This is a genomic window from Citrobacter freundii complex sp. 2025EL-00176 (assembly GCF_053309355.1).
Map to the genome: position 1 here is coordinate 652393 of NZ_JBRYHT010000001.1, position 13705 is coordinate 666097.

The following is a 13705-nucleotide window of genomic DNA, read 5'->3' on the forward strand; positions in this document are numbered from 1 at the left end:
TCCAGATTGCTGCCCCGGCGAACCGGGGAAAAGTGATTACCACTGATAACTCACGAAAATTTTGCCATTACGACCATCCTGCGGAATGCCCTGCGGCGACCAGTACTCTTTGTCGAAGGCGTTGCCCAGTACCAACGTGGTGGTCATGCCTTTCAGCGCCTGTTGCCCCTGATAGCTCACGTAGAAGTCGTTCACCGCATAGCCGGGTTGTTTGGCGTAGCTGCTGCTGATATGCGTTGAGCGGTCAGCAAATGTACCTATCCAGCCAACGGAGAAACCGCTGTGCGCAACTGGCACGTTCAGTTTGCTGGTGACGGTGTCCGGGTTAATGCTGGAAATGTACTCGCCTGTGTCAGTATCTTTACCCCGCGTGCGGTTATAGGCCATATCGAGACTGAACAGGTCGGCGGTGTATTTTGCCATTACGTCCCAGCCCCAGATTTTGGCGTTGGGAACGTTATAGGATGTCGTTGTCGCAGCGGCAAAATCGACGCTGGTGGAGATGTAATCTTTCGCTTTGGTGTCGAAATAGCTGGCTTTAAATTCGAGCGCATCGCTCGCCATCAACAGATCGTCAAAGCGCAGGCCAAATCCGTATTCCTGTGTTTCGTTGGTTTCCGGACGCAGGTTTGGGTTTGGCACCCAGTAGTTGGTGTAAAAACGGCCAATCGAGAAGTGCTTCGCGTCGTTATACATCTCGCCCATGGTTGGGGCACGGAAGGCCTGAGCGTATGAACCGAAAAGCATCAGCCAGTCGGCAGGCGCAACGGTGAGTCCGGCGCGGGACGACCATTTATCGGCATCGACGTCTTCATAGCCGTCGCTGCTACCACGATAAGAGTCATAACGTGTACCCCCCAGCAGTGTAACCGGCAGGTCGCGCAGGGTGATTTCATCCTGTAGCCAGCCGGAGCTGAAATCGATTTTTGCCTCCGGGAAACCGGTGGTTGCGCCACCCGGTTGTTGTTCCTGACGATAGTATTCACCGCCGTAGGTCAGCAGGTGAGAAGCAAATGAGTCGGTAAACAGGCGGCTACGGTTGTCGATTTTCCCGCCTTTGGTGGTCTGCTTGCGAAATTCGCCGGTGCTATCTGTGTTTTGTGCATTAATGCGCGCTTCAGACCAGTAGATGCGCGCATCCGCGTTCAGCCAGTCATTATCCGCCGGGGCGAGGGAGTAGGTCAGTTGCGCATCGCGCTGGATGGTTGAGCGATCGGTCATCGGGTTGCTGGTGGCATCCGCCGCACTGGTTTGCGGGTTTTTAGGTTCCCGGGCATCATTGTTGTAATAACGCAGCGAGCCGGCCAGCGTCTGGGCGCTGTCAATTTTCCAACTGCCTTTCGCCAGCATATTGTTAATCGCTTCGTCATTCGGGGCGGTAGTGCCGTCGCTCTGGCGCAAATTACCGCGATCGCGACTGGACCAGGCCAGCAGCCCGTCCAGGTTATCGGTGCGGCCAAATGCGCTGGCACCCATACCGAGACTGTGATCGCCGGTAGCCGCGGTACCGAACACGCGATAACCACTATTCTGACCTGCCTGCAGTAAGTCTTTAGCATCCGCAGTGTCATAGGCGATTACGCCACCTAGCGCGCCGCTGCCATACAGCAGTGCAGAAGGGCCGCGCACAACTTCAATCCGCTTGATTAGCGCTGGATCGAGGAAGGTACTGTTCAGGTGCCCGGTGTCGGTTCCCTGACGAACGCCATCCACCAGCACCAGAACGCCGCGACGGTCATAGCCGCGCAGATTAACGTCCTGACCATTTGTCCGGCCCGTACCGTCAAGGGTCAGGCCCGGAACCTTACGTAACAGGTCGGCTGCCGAGCTGGCGGTCTGGTTTTCAGGTGCAGTAGCATCGATAACGCTGACCATCATCGGCGCTTCAAAGGCGCTACGGGCATTGCCGGTAGCGGTGACGGTCATATCCTCTACCGCCGCCCAGGCAACGACGGGAAGATTACTGACAATCGCCAACGCCAGGAGCGATGGGCGCAAGGATGCGGTGTGCAGGTGTGGCATAGCAACTCTCCATTAGAAAATCGAAAAGCGCTGGCTGCCTGGGTATCACCTGGGTGGCTGGCGAAAAGTGTTGTTTATTTAGTCAAAATGAGTTTTCCGGCATGGGTCTGGCGCAGCAGGTAGTGCTGACCATCGTGCTCTATAATCACGCGTCCTTCTTTGCCCAGCAGACTTTTACTGTCAATGCGACGCTCGGTTGCGGCGACGGCAGGCGGTGTTTTTTCTTTTGCAGGCGTTGCTGTTGTGTTATCCATACGTGACATAGAGTTTAAAAATAGCAATCAATGTAACAATGATAATCATTATCATCAAACTGCAAATTTGCGGCAAGCGTTTTTGTGAAATAATTGTGACGGGAACAGTTTTTGCACAACAATGAAGGGAAAAACAAAGAATTACCACCGGGCAACGTGGTGTTACCCGGTGAACAGCGTTAAAAACGGCTATCAACCGCAGAGGCGAGTTTGTCCACCAGCAGTTCAGTATCTTCCCAGTTCAGGCACGGGTCGGTAATCGACTGACCGTAAACCAGCGGCTGACCGCTAACGATTTTTTGCGTGCCTTCGCGCAGGAAACTTTCCGCCATGATCCCGGCAATCGCCGTCGAACCGTTGCGAATTTGCTGGCATACGTCATCACACACTTCCAACTGACGGCGATGCTGCTTCTGGCAATTACCGTGGCTAAAATCGACGACCAGATGCTCAGGCAGGGAAAATTCGTGCAGGGTATCGCAGGCGGCGGCAATATCTTCAGCATAATAATTCGGCTTTTTACCGCCGCGCATAATGATATGCCCGTATGGGTTACCGCTGGTCTGATAAATGGTCATCTGGCCGGTTTTATCCGGGGAGAGGAACATATGGCTGGCGCGAGAGGCGCGAATCGCATCGACGGCGATACGGGTATTACCATCCGTCCCGTTCTTAAACCCAACCGGGCAGGAAAGAGCAGACGCCATTTCGCGGTGGATCTGGCTTTCGGTGGTGCGCGCGCCAATGGCGCCCCAACTGATTAAATCGGCAATAAACTGGCCGGTCACCATGTCGAGAAATTCAGTGGCCGTGGGGACGCCCAGCTCATTGACCTGCAACAGCAATTTACGCGCCAGCTCAATGCCGTGGTTCACACGGTAGCTGCCGTTCAGGTCCGGGTCGGAAATTAAGCCTTTCCAGCCCACGACGGTACGTGGCTTTTCAAAATAGGTACGCATCACGATTTCGAGACGCGTCTGGTACTTTTCGCGCAGCGCCTGTAGACGCGTTGCATATTCCACTGCGGCATCAAGATCGTGAATCGAGCAAGGGCCTACGATCACCAGCAAACGGGGGTCTTCACCATTCAATATTTTTTCTATCCGGCGTCGGGAGTCCGTAACATGACGGGCGACGGAGGACGAAACAGGATGCCGCTGCGCAAGCTCTGCTGGAGTGACCAGGTTGTCAATACGCGCAGTACGGAGTTCATCGGTTCTGTTCATTACTTGTCTCAGAAATTTGTTACTTCAACGGCAGGACTACCGGGAAGTGATGTGCATCACAATATCACACTCATCCGGCCTGGTGGCGAGCATAATAACAAAAAATCGAACCAATGCACTAGCATTCTAGTACATGCGGCGATTCAGCCCCATAATGTCGAGGATCTTGGTGGCAATCTCTTCTACCGAATAATTGGTACTGTTCAACCAAGGGATCTGATTTTTCCGGTACAGCGCTTCCACTTCGGCAACTTCCATCCGGCACTGGCGTAGCGAGGCGTAACGGCTGTTCTCCCGTCGCTCTTCTCGGATCGCCGCCAGGCGTTCTGGGTCGATGGTCAGACCGAACAGTTTATGCTGCAGCGGCTTCAGGGACGTGGGCAGCACCAGGTTATCCATATCATCGGCAATAAAGGGGTAGTTGGCCGCGCGAATACCAAACTGCATGGCCAGATACAAACTGGTTGGGGTTTTGCCACAACGGGAAACGCCGAGCAGGATCACCTGCGCCTGATCGAGGTTGCGCAACGAAATACCATCGTCATGGGCCAGGGTGTAATCAATGGCGGCAATACGCGCATCGTACTTGTTGAGGTTGCCGGGATTCAGGCCGTGGGTGCGGTGGGCAATCGGCGTTGGGTCGAGCTTCATCTCGTGCTGCAGGGGGGCGACCAGCGCCTGCACGATATCCTGACAAAACCCCTCGCTTTGCAGAATGATTGAGCGGATTTCCGGCAAGACGATGGAGTAAAACACCAGAGGACGCACGCCGGTTTGTTGGTAAATGGCGTCAATCTGGTCTTTAACCGCGCGCGCGCGACTCTCATTTTCAACAAACGGCAGCGTAATGCTGTTGATAGTGACCGGAAATTGCGACATTACCGCGTGGCCCAATACCTCGGCGGTGATGGCCGTACCATCAGAAATATAAAAAACGTGACGATCAACAGCATTATCCATTTTGTGCATCCTGGGGCAGACATAATTCTCTGAAAGCATAAATTAAAATTCGCCAGAAGCGAATATTGCGCTATCACTTTTATAAAATGAAATGCTATTTTTATATTTAATGAAAAGTGCATTTCATTTTTCGGAACAAATGTTTATACCGATAGTTCTTGTGGTGATCCCGTGTGGCTCGCGGGTTTGCGCAAATGCGGAAACAATCTTAAAAAATAAAAAATAAAGTTGCTTGAACGATTCACCGTTTTTTTCGCCGAGGTAAATATGCCAAGATAAATACGCAAAATTGAGTTTCCTAACCTCGTTCATATATAAGGATTGTTCGATGTCCAACAATGGCTCGTCACCGCTGGTGCTTTGGTATAACCAACTCGGCATGAATGATGTAGACAGAGTTGGGGGCAAAAATGCCTCCCTGGGTGAAATGATTACTAACCTTTCCGTTATGGGTGTTTCCGTACCGAACGGTTTTGCAACAACCGCCGATGCGTTTAACCAGTTTCTGGACCAAAGCGGTGTAAACCAGCGCATTTATGAGCTGCTGGATAAAACGGATATTGATGATGTTACCGAGCTTGCGAAAGCCGGGGCACAGATCCGCCAGTGGATTATCGACACTCCTTTCCAGCCGGAGCTGGAAAATGCCGTCCGCGATGCCTACGCGCAGCTGTCAGCAGACGATGCCCATGCCTCTTTTGCCGTGCGTTCTTCCGCCACCGCAGAAGATATGCCAGATGCGTCATTTGCTGGGCAGCAGGAAACCTTCCTCAACGTCCAGGGCTTCGATGCTGTCCTGGTCGCTATCAAACACGTATTTGCTTCGCTGTTTAACGACCGCGCGATCTCTTATCGTGTTCACCAGGGCTATGACCACCGCGGCGTGGCGCTTTCTGCTGGCGTCCAGCGGATGGTGCGCTCCGACCTTGCGTCCTCAGGCGTTATGTTCTCCATCGATACCGAATCCGGTTTCGACCAGGTGGTGTTTATCACTTCCGCATGGGGGCTGGGCGAGATGGTGGTGCAGGGTGCCGTTAACCCGGATGAGTTCTACGTGCACAAACCGACTCTGGCGGCTAACCGTCCGGCGATCGTTCGTCGCACCATGGGATCGAAAAAAATCCGTATGGTCTACGCGCCAACCCAGGAACACGGTAAGCAGGTGACCATTGAGGATGTACCGCAGGAACAGCGCGATATTTTCTCTCTGACCAATGATGAAGTGCAGGAACTGGCAAAGCAGGCGGTACAGATCGAGAAGCACTACGGTCGTCCGATGGACATCGAATGGGCGAAAGACGGTCATACCGGCAAGCTGTTCATTGTTCAGGCTCGTCCGGAAACCGTGCGTTCTCGCGGGCAGGTGATGGAGCGGTATACGCTGCACGCCCAGGGTAAAATTATTGCTGAAGGTCGCGCCATCGGTCACCGCATTGGTGCCGGCCCGGTGAAAGTTATTCACGACATCAGCGAAATGAACCGCATTGAACCCGGCGACGTGCTGGTTACCGACATGACCGACCCGGACTGGGAACCGATCATGAAGAAAGCGGCGGCGATTGTGACCAACCGTGGCGGTCGTACCTGTCACGCGGCGATCATTGCCCGTGAACTGGGGATCCCTGCTGTGGTTGGCTGTGGCGATGCCACTGAGCGCATGAAGGATGGTGAGAAGGTCACTGTCTCCTGTGCTGAGGGCGACACCGGTTATGTTTACGCTGAGATGCTTGATTTCAGCGTGAAGAGCTCCAGCGTGGAGACCATGCCGGATCTGCCGTTGAAGGTGATGATGAACGTCGGCAACCCGGACCGGGCTTTCGACTTTGCCTGCCTGCCAAACGAAGGTGTCGGCCTGGCGCGTCTGGAATTTATCATTAACCGCATGATCGGCGTGCACCCCCGTGCGCTGCTGGAGTTCGATGACCAGACGCCTGAGCTGCAAAATGAAATCCGTGGCATGATGAAAGGTTTCGACTCCCCGCGTGAGTTCTATGTGGGTCGTCTGACGGAAGGGATCGCGACGCTGGGCGCGGCGTTTTATCCGAAACGCGTTATCGTGCGTATGTCGGACTTTAAGTCCAACGAATATGCTAACCTGGTCGGCGGTGAGCGTTATGAGCCGCACGAAGAGAACCCGATGCTGGGCTTCCGCGGGGCGGGCCGTTACGTTGCAGACAGCTTCCGCGACTGTTTCGCACTGGAATGTGAGGCGGTGAAACGTGTCCGTAACGACATGGGGCTGACTAACGTTGAAGTGATGGTACCGTTTGTACGTACCGTTGCCCAGGCGAAAGCGGTGGTTGAAGAGCTGGCGCGTCAGGGGCTGAAACGCGGCGAGAACGGCCTGAAGATCATCATGATGTGCGAGATCCCGTCTAACGCTCTGTTAGCTGAACAGTTCCTTGAGTACTTCGATGGTTTCTCCATCGGCTCAAACGATATGACGCAGCTGGCGTTGGGCCTGGACCGTGACTCGGGTGTGGTTTCTGAACTGTTTGATGAGCGTAACGACGCGGTGAAAGCGCTGTTGTCGATGGCGATTCGCGCAGCCAAGAAACAAGGGAAATACGTGGGTATTTGTGGTCAGGGACCATCCGACCATGAAGACTTCGCAGCCTGGCTGATGGAAGAAGGGATCGACAGTCTGTCGCTGAACCCGGACACCGTCGTGCAGACCTGGCTGAGTCTGGCTGAACTGAACAAGTAACATCATGCCTTATCCGGCCTATTCAACGTAGGCCGGATAAGATGCGTTAGCATCGCCATCCGGCACTCTATCCTGCAACACTCTCCATGCTCAAACGTTTAATAATATCCTGACGCAACTGGTATTTTTGTACCTTACCGGACGCTGTGCGCGGTAACTTCTCGACAACCACGATATGCTCCGGGTATTTATACTTTGCCACCCGTTTGCGGCTAAAAAAGGCGACGACAGATTCCAGCGACAGCGAATGATGCGGGGGTTTTAGTACCACGTAAGCGCACGACCTTTCACCTAACCGTTCGTCCGGCATCGCGACAACGCAGGCATCATGAATGCGTGGATGCTGCAATAAAATATCCTCCACCTCACGGCTGCTGATATTTTCCCCACCGCGCACAATAATATCTTTTTTACGCCCGGTGATTTTGATGTATCCCGCGTCGTCCATCCGGCACAAGTCGCCACTGTAATACCAACCTTCTTTATCCAGCGCGCGGGCGGTCAGTTCGGGATCATCGAGGTAGCCCATAAAAACATTGGGACCACGCGAGGCCTCTTCACCTTCTACCCCAGCAGGCAGGGTATTGCGCGCTTCATCGACGACTTTAATTTCGACCCCTGCGGCAGCATAGCCGTCGGTGGTCATCATGCGGGAAGGTGAATCATCGAGATTGACCAGCGCATGCGGCGAGCTCTCCGTTGAGCCATAAATGCTTAACAATTTAATGCCGAGCCGTTGGCAGTCACGGGCAATCTTTTGCGGAATGGTGGTACCTCCGCATAGAAAAAAGCGCAGCGATGAGAGATCACAGGATCGTTTTTCCATGCGACACAACATGTCATAGACAAATGGCGTTGCGCCGAGTACACAGGTGCCGTGCTGTTGCTCCAGCAGATCGAGACAGGCGTCTGGAGTAAAAATATCCAACAACACGCTGCGTGCGCCGATTAAAAATGGTGCGGTAACGCCGTGCAGAAAACCGGTAGCGTGGCCAAGCGGCGCGGGCATTAAAAACACATCTTGCCAGGTGAGATTGAGACGGGCGCAGTAGGCGCGTTCGCTGGCAAGAATGTTATTGTGAGTTAACATTACGCCTTTCGGCATTCCCTCGGTCCCGGAGGTAAACAGTACCGCTGCCAGTTCATCCGCGTGAACGTTAATCGTTTGACTTAACGGCGGGGCTAAAAGCAGTTGGCTGAGCGCCTGCGAGGTGGTTGCCGGCGCCAGTTTATCCACGGCGACAATCTGTTGCAGATGCGGTAACTGGTTTTGTAAGGGGAGGATCAAATCGACCGGCCGGGTTTGTTTAAACAGGGTAGGTGCGAAAAAAATCTTCGCTTTGCATTTATTCAATACCCATACCAACTCCGCTTCGCGCCAGGCTGGCAGCAACGGGACGGAAACGGCTCCGGTTTTCAGGCAGGCCAGATAAATAATGGTAAATTCGCACCAGCCCGGCAACTGGAAAGCGACGCGATCGCCGGGTTGAATACCGCAGGCTAAAAACCAGCTCGCCAGACTGCTGGCGGCACCGTCGAGTGCGGCATAGGTATATGAAGCGCCATGATTATCAACCACGGCGATTTTATCCGGCATGGCTCTGGCTGTTTGGTTCCAGTAATCGCCAAGCGAAGCATCTCCCCATAAACCTTGTTGTCGCCAGGCTTCGCGACGTTCGGCGTTAAACGTTAGTGTGATACTCATTTGTTAGTCCCAGGATAATATCGGCATACGTCTGACCGGATTGGCCGTGGAGGCCGATCCGGGGTACAACGGCTCAATCCGTTAGCCGTAGCGGAAATCAATGCCAAATGTTCCTGCCGGATACTCCCATTGTTCGAGGATCGTATCGCCGCACAGCACCCGACAGGTGCCACATTCCAGGCAGCCAGCAGAATCAAAATGAATATTTCCACTCTCGTCCTGCTTATACAGTCCGGCGGGACAAGCCTTCAGCAGTTTGCGAAATTCGTTAAGGTCGGGATGTTCGGCCAGAATAATGTGCGGGTGACCTTCATCGACATTGAATTTATTGACGCCCAACTTGACGTCGACGTTAACGGTATTGTCCTGACTCATAGCGCAGTTGCCCCCTTGATGCCGTCTTTCAGTAAGTTCATCAACCCAATTTGCTTCACATGGGACATCATCATCTTACGAATCGGTTGGTTCGCACGCCCGTCAACGGTGAACATATCGTTCATGATATCCGCGACCATGCGAGGGTATTGGGTGAACAAGCGCGGGTTTTCCATCAGCGCCGGGATCTTGCGAAAATGCTGCAAATCACGCATCACACAGCCCTGTTCGAGGGCGCGTTTGTAGTCCATCAGGCTGCTGGCGGAGAAGTCCTGGCGTTCTTTGGCTGCAATGGCGGTTTGGGCGGCGGCTTCTGCGGAGGCTATTGCTAAATCCATACCACGCACCGTGTAACCCAGATTCAGACAGAAACCCGCGGCATCGCCGACGATCATTACACCGTCATCAACCAGCTTGGGTACCATTGCCAGACCGCCTTCCGGCACCATATGTGCGGAATACTCCAGCAGTTCTCCTCCCGCAATCAGCGGACGAATAGTCGGGTGTTGCTTAAAGTCTTCCAGCATCTGCGGAATACTTTTCGTCGCGTGAGCAATATCCCCCAGCCCGCATACCAGCCCCAGAGAGACCGAGTCCTGGTTGGTATACAGAAAGCCTCCCCCCATCAGTCCATCCGACGGTGAACCGGCAAACAGCCAGGCTGCGCCTTCATCGCCAGAGAGGTTGAATCGGTCCGCAATTACAGCCGGCGGTAAGCCGATCAACTCCTTTACGCCAACGGCATAGTGGTGAGCGTAAGAGGGCGGGACCATCCCCAGCGACCGTCCTAATATTGAGTTGACGCCATCGGCCAGGATGACAATATTAGCTTCGAGGATATCGTCACCGGCTTGCACGCCGGTGACTCTGGTACCTTCGCGGATCAGCGCATCAACGCGGACGCCGGGGATGAACTGCGCGCCTGCCTGTTCTGCTTTTTCCATCAGCCAGGGATCAAGCCGGTTGCGCAACACGGTGTAAGAATCCTGCGCTGGCGCGTGGTCTTTTTCCCGATGGAAGTCGAGCGTTACGGCGCTCTCTTCGGTCAGGAAGGATATTTTTTCGCGGGTCACTTTACGTTCGAGTGGCGCTTCCTGCGCGAATCCTGGCATGATGCGTTCCAGACTATGCGCGTAGAGTCGCCCACCGGTCATATTTTTACTGCCCGCACTGTTTCCGCGTTCGATGACCAGCACATCCAGCCCGGCCTTGGCCATAACGTAGCCTGCAACGGTACCCGCCACGCCAGCACCGACCACAATGGCATCAAATTTTTCATCTGACATGCTTTATGCTCCTTTCCCGCCGCAAGGCAGCGGGATATGTGCGTTAAATGGGGGGATTAGCGGCTGAGATGTTCGATAAGAGCCGGAACAACTTTGTAGATGTCGCCTACCAGGCCGTAATCGGCGTAATTGAAAATAGGGGCTTTCTTGTCTTTGTTGATAGCGACAATGACTTTCGCGCCGTTACCGCCGACCATGTGTTGAATTTGTCCTGAGATGCCCAACGTGAGGTAAAGGTCTGATTTCAGTAACACACCAGAAACGCCAATGTAGCGCTCGCGCTCCATCCAGTTTTCGCCTTCGGCAATTGGGCGTGAACAGCCCACTTCTGCACCCAGTACGGATGCCAACTGGTGCACCATCTCCAGATCGTGTTGCGCAACCAGGCCGCGACCCACGCCAACCACACGTTTGGCTTTACTGAGGTCCACGCTGCTCACGGATTTGGCGCGACGTTCCTGGCACATAATTTCATGAAGCGGTGCGATGTAAGCTGCTGAGACAACTGGGCAGTTGTGCGATGCGTTTTCCGCTAGGGGTTCAAGCAGTCCTGGGGCAAGCGTAATAATTGCCAGCGCGCTTTTGATTTTTTCTTTGCCGAATGCCAGACCACCATACATGCGGTGCTCTGCGAACACTGTGTCATCCTCAAGAGTCACCGATATTGCGTCGTTCACCATCGCGGCATTGAGTTGGATGCTTAACCGTGCCCCAAGTGATTTCGCGCGCTTTGTGGCGGGCATCAACAGCATTCCGGCGTGTTCTTGCATCAGCGCTGCGATGGTTTCGGCGTAATTTTCAACACGCTGTAAACCGGAGGGAGCTTCGAGCATGATTATCTCATCGGCACCCAGGGGTTTAACCTGATTAGCCTGTTCGCTGCCCTGGACAATCAGATGGACATGTTCACCCCACTGGCGCGCGCCGGTCATTAATTCTGCGTAGCGTTCTACGTTATCGCTGAACACCCATATGTTAGCTAATTTACTCATGACAATTTCTCTCCGTTGAGCTTAGTTCAGGGCTTTTTTCAGGTGTTCAGCCAGTTCGGCAATGGCTTCCGCTGAGTCATTTTCCAGAATGATGTGCTTACGTTCTGTTTGTGGCGGTACGGTGAGGCTCACGAGTTCTGCTAATGGTGACGCAGGCGTCCAGCCAATATCGCTGGCTTGCCACGGCGTGACGGGCTTTTTACCCGCGCCGAGAATGGCTTTCATTGAGGGAATACGCGGCGTGTTGATATCCGAGGTTACGCAGAGTACAGCGGGGAGCGGCAGGTCAATCACTTCGACCTCATCTTCCAGCGTGCGCTCAACCACAATGCGGTCGCCGTTACGTTGGATATTGCTGACGGCGTTAATCACCGGGAGTTGCAACAGTTCGCCAACCAGTAAGCCAACCTGTTGGGCGTAGATATCCCCCGAACCTTCGCCGAACAGCATCAGGTCGAAATTCATATTTTTGGCCGCGCAGGCCAGCGCCTGAGCGGTGTCGCGGGGCAATGAATGCTCCAGTTGTGGATCCTGCACCATGAACAAACTGTCCGGTCCACGCGACAGCACGTCTTTACGCACTTTGGAATTTTGCAGTAGCGAGCCGCCCACGGTTAAAGCGACGATTTCATCACCCTCCGTACTCAGTTGCGCCGCGGCCTCAATCGCATTCAGATCAAACTGGCTGATTTTGGCGTCGGCCCGGTCAAAGTTAAGCGAACGCTGTGGGGTAACAACAATGTCCTGTTCTTCAGGCACCAACTTAAAGCAGGTTATTATTTTCATGGCATCTCCAGTCATCCACCGTAGGGAAAATTAACTGAAAATAGTGTGCGGCAGAGAGGGGACTGTTTTCGACGGGGCAATCTGTTTTCATTCCCAACAATCTTGCAAAAAAAAATGCTGCGGGGATGCTTGTTTTATAAACGTGAACTCGGGAGTGTGAACTGAAGAAAAACAAGAGCACATAAACCAGGGAAGGATAATTGCGAAATGCATCCTGTTTTTTATCGTTTATACGCTTAATTTGTTTCTAATATGTAAATTGTTAATGTTGAATTAATAACATTTATTCGTTTCAATTTATATAAAACCTAAATAATCCTGTGGAACAGTGTGATAGGGCTGGAGGTATCATCTTGCAGTCGACGCAAATAATTTTGTTTCGCCAGCAAGGAATAACGTTGTATAACAGCATTATTGTTCTGGTGTTCCGATATTAATTATTCGCAAAATTACTGCCTGTAGGTGGAGGTTGTCATGTATCAACGCTGCTTTGATAATGCCATGGAGACCCTTTTTGAGCAGGGTAAAACGCCGAGACTTTCCCGATTCGTCATTAGCGATGATCCTAACTGGGAGTCTGGTCATCATGTTCATGATAATGAAACGGAGCTTATCTATGTTAAGAAGGGTGTTGCAAGATTAATCATCGACTCTTCGCTGTATGTCGCGCATGCCGGGGACATTGTAGTGGTTGAGCAAGGGCGATTGCATGCGGTTGCATCTGATAGCAGCGCTCCGGCTACCACTTACACCTGTGCGCTCTATGGTTTCCGGTTTAACGGCTGGCAGGACAATCAGCTCTTGCAGATGCACTCGTGTCCGGTCATTAGCGTCAGTCAGGGTAAAGAGGTTATTAAGAGTATTTTTAATGAACTGGGGGTGATGCTCCCGCAAAGTAAGAACAACCTGACGTCTTCCGCTTATGACGCATTCGCGTATGCATTAACCGTGTTATATTACGAAAATTTTAAAAATGCTTACCGCTCTGAACAGGGATATATTAAAAAAGATGTCTTAATTAAAGATGTACTGGTCTATTTAAATAACAATTTCCGCGAAAAAATCACTCTCGAACAGTTATCTAAAAAATTTCGCGCCAGCGTGAGCTATATCTGCCATGAATTTACCCGGGAGTATCGTATTTCACCCATCAATTACGTTATTCAACGACGAATGACGGAGGCGAAATTTTCCCTGACCAATACGGAGGCGTCGTTGGCGGAAATTTCGTGGCGGGTAGGGTATGAAAACGTCGATCATTTTGCCAAACTTTTTCAGCGGCATGTGGGGTGTACTCCCAGTGATTATCGGAAGCAGTTTAAAAATAACCTTGCTGAACAGGAATGTTTGATGCCTGAAGTCTGATTCTCCCGCACCGTCCCGGATAGCGCA

General features: G+C 52.8%; 11 protein-coding genes. 2 read left to right on the forward strand and 9 right to left on the reverse strand.

From position 1 onward, the window contains the following. Positions 1 to 36: 36 nt before the first annotated feature. From ACVXHP_RS03235 to ppsR, 4 genes are all read right to left on the reverse strand, one after another. Positions 37 to 2022, reverse strand: coding sequence for a TonB-dependent hemoglobin/transferrin/lactoferrin family receptor (locus ACVXHP_RS03235; RefSeq protein WP_200006628.1), 1986 nt, complete (start codon positions 2020 to 2022; stop codon positions 37 to 39). A 74-nt stretch (positions 2023 to 2096) separates the two neighbouring features. Further along, a complete protein-coding gene (gene hemP, locus ACVXHP_RS03240) occupies positions 2097 to 2285 on the reverse strand; it encodes a hemin uptake protein HemP (protein ID WP_038640207.1) in 189 nt (62 codons plus the stop codon). 170 nt (positions 2286 to 2455) lie between these two features. Then, a complete protein-coding gene (aroH, locus tag ACVXHP_RS03245; protein WP_079224452.1) occupies positions 2456 to 3502 on the reverse strand; it encodes a 3-deoxy-7-phosphoheptulonate synthase AroH in 1047 nt (348 codons plus the stop codon). 126 nt (positions 3503 to 3628) lie between these two features. Continuing rightward, positions 3629 to 4462 carry a posphoenolpyruvate synthetase regulatory kinase/phosphorylase PpsR gene (ppsR, locus tag ACVXHP_RS03250; protein ID WP_200006627.1) on the reverse strand — a complete coding sequence of 278 codons (834 nt, stop codon included), beginning with the start codon at positions 4460 to 4462 and terminating at the stop codon, positions 3629 to 3631. 328 nt (positions 4463 to 4790) lie between these two features. Here ppsR and ppsA point away from each other — a divergent pair, with 328 nt between their 5' ends. Then, the gene (gene ppsA / locus ACVXHP_RS03255; RefSeq protein ID WP_447570833.1) at positions 4791 to 7169 is read left to right on the forward strand and encodes a phosphoenolpyruvate synthase; all 2379 of its coding nucleotides are present in this window, start codon (positions 4791 to 4793) and stop codon (positions 7167 to 7169) included. 67 nt (positions 7170 to 7236) lie between these two features. Here the strand turns inward: ppsA and fadK are convergent, their stop codons facing one another. The 5 genes from fadK to ACVXHP_RS03280 all read right to left on the reverse strand — a co-directional run bounded on the left by fadK (position 7237) and on the right by ACVXHP_RS03280 (position 12313). Continuing rightward, positions 7237 to 8874: a medium-chain fatty-acid--CoA ligase gene (gene fadK / locus ACVXHP_RS03260; RefSeq protein ID WP_447570834.1), complete on the reverse strand. Its 1638-nt coding sequence runs from the start codon at positions 8872 to 8874 to the stop codon at positions 7237 to 7239. A gap of 81 nt (positions 8875 to 8955) precedes the next feature. Continuing rightward, positions 8956 to 9249, reverse strand: coding sequence for a ferredoxin (locus ACVXHP_RS03265; protein WP_038640220.1), 294 nt, complete (start codon positions 9247 to 9249; stop codon positions 8956 to 8958). Further along, on the reverse strand, positions 9246 to 10535 hold the full coding sequence (locus ACVXHP_RS03270) for an FAD-dependent oxidoreductase (RefSeq protein ID WP_447570835.1): 1290 nt from the start codon (positions 10533 to 10535) through the stop codon (positions 9246 to 9248). The genes ACVXHP_RS03265 and ACVXHP_RS03270 overlap by 4 nt, the downstream gene beginning before the upstream one ends. 56 nt (positions 10536 to 10591) lie before the next feature. After that, the gene (locus ACVXHP_RS03275; protein ID WP_447570836.1) at positions 10592 to 11527 is read right to left on the reverse strand and encodes an electron transfer flavoprotein subunit alpha; all 936 of its coding nucleotides are present in this window, start codon (positions 11525 to 11527) and stop codon (positions 10592 to 10594) included. Positions 11528 to 11548: 21 nt separating this feature from the next. Continuing rightward, the gene (locus ACVXHP_RS03280; RefSeq protein ID WP_200006622.1) at positions 11549 to 12313 is read right to left on the reverse strand and encodes an electron transfer flavoprotein; all 765 of its coding nucleotides are present in this window, start codon (positions 12311 to 12313) and stop codon (positions 11549 to 11551) included. Positions 12314 to 12787: 474 nt separating this feature from the next. Here ACVXHP_RS03280 and ACVXHP_RS03285 point away from each other — a divergent pair, with 474 nt between their 5' ends. Then, positions 12788 to 13678, forward strand: a complete 891-nt coding sequence (locus ACVXHP_RS03285; RefSeq protein WP_447570837.1) for an AraC family transcriptional regulator — start codon at positions 12788 to 12790, stop codon at positions 13676 to 13678. Positions 13679 to 13705: the final 27 nt, after the last annotated feature.

Coding starts and splice junctions, on each gene's coding strand:
- ACVXHP_RS03235 (WP_200006628.1), bottom strand. CDS start 2,022: ATGCCACACCTGCACACCGCATCCTTGCGCCCATCGCTCCTGGCGTTG.
- hemP (WP_038640207.1), bottom strand. CDS start 2,285: ATGTCACGTATGGATAACACAACAGCAACGCCTGCAAAAGAAAAAACA.
- aroH (WP_079224452.1), bottom strand. CDS start 3,502: ATGAACAGAACCGATGAACTCCGTACTGCGCGTATTGACAACCTGGTC.
- ppsR (WP_200006627.1), bottom strand. CDS start 4,462: ATGGATAATGCTGTTGATCGTCACGTTTTTTATATTTCTGATGGTACG.
- ppsA (WP_447570833.1), top strand. CDS start 4,791: ATGTCCAACAATGGCTCGTCACCGCTGGTGCTTTGGTATAACCAACTC.
- fadK (WP_447570834.1), bottom strand. CDS start 8,874: ATGAGTATCACACTAACGTTTAACGCCGAACGTCGCGAAGCCTGGCGA.
- ACVXHP_RS03265 (WP_038640220.1), bottom strand. CDS start 9,249: ATGAGTCAGGACAATACCGTTAACGTCGACGTCAAGTTGGGCGTCAAT.
- ACVXHP_RS03270 (WP_447570835.1), bottom strand. CDS start 10,535: ATGTCAGATGAAAAATTTGATGCCATTGTGGTCGGTGCTGGCGTGGCG.
- ACVXHP_RS03275 (WP_447570836.1), bottom strand. CDS start 11,527: ATGAGTAAATTAGCTAACATATGGGTGTTCAGCGATAACGTAGAACGC.
- ACVXHP_RS03280 (WP_200006622.1), bottom strand. CDS start 12,313: ATGAAAATAATAACCTGCTTTAAGTTGGTGCCTGAAGAACAGGACATT.
- ACVXHP_RS03285 (WP_447570837.1), top strand. CDS start 12,788: ATGTATCAACGCTGCTTTGATAATGCCATGGAGACCCTTTTTGAGCAG.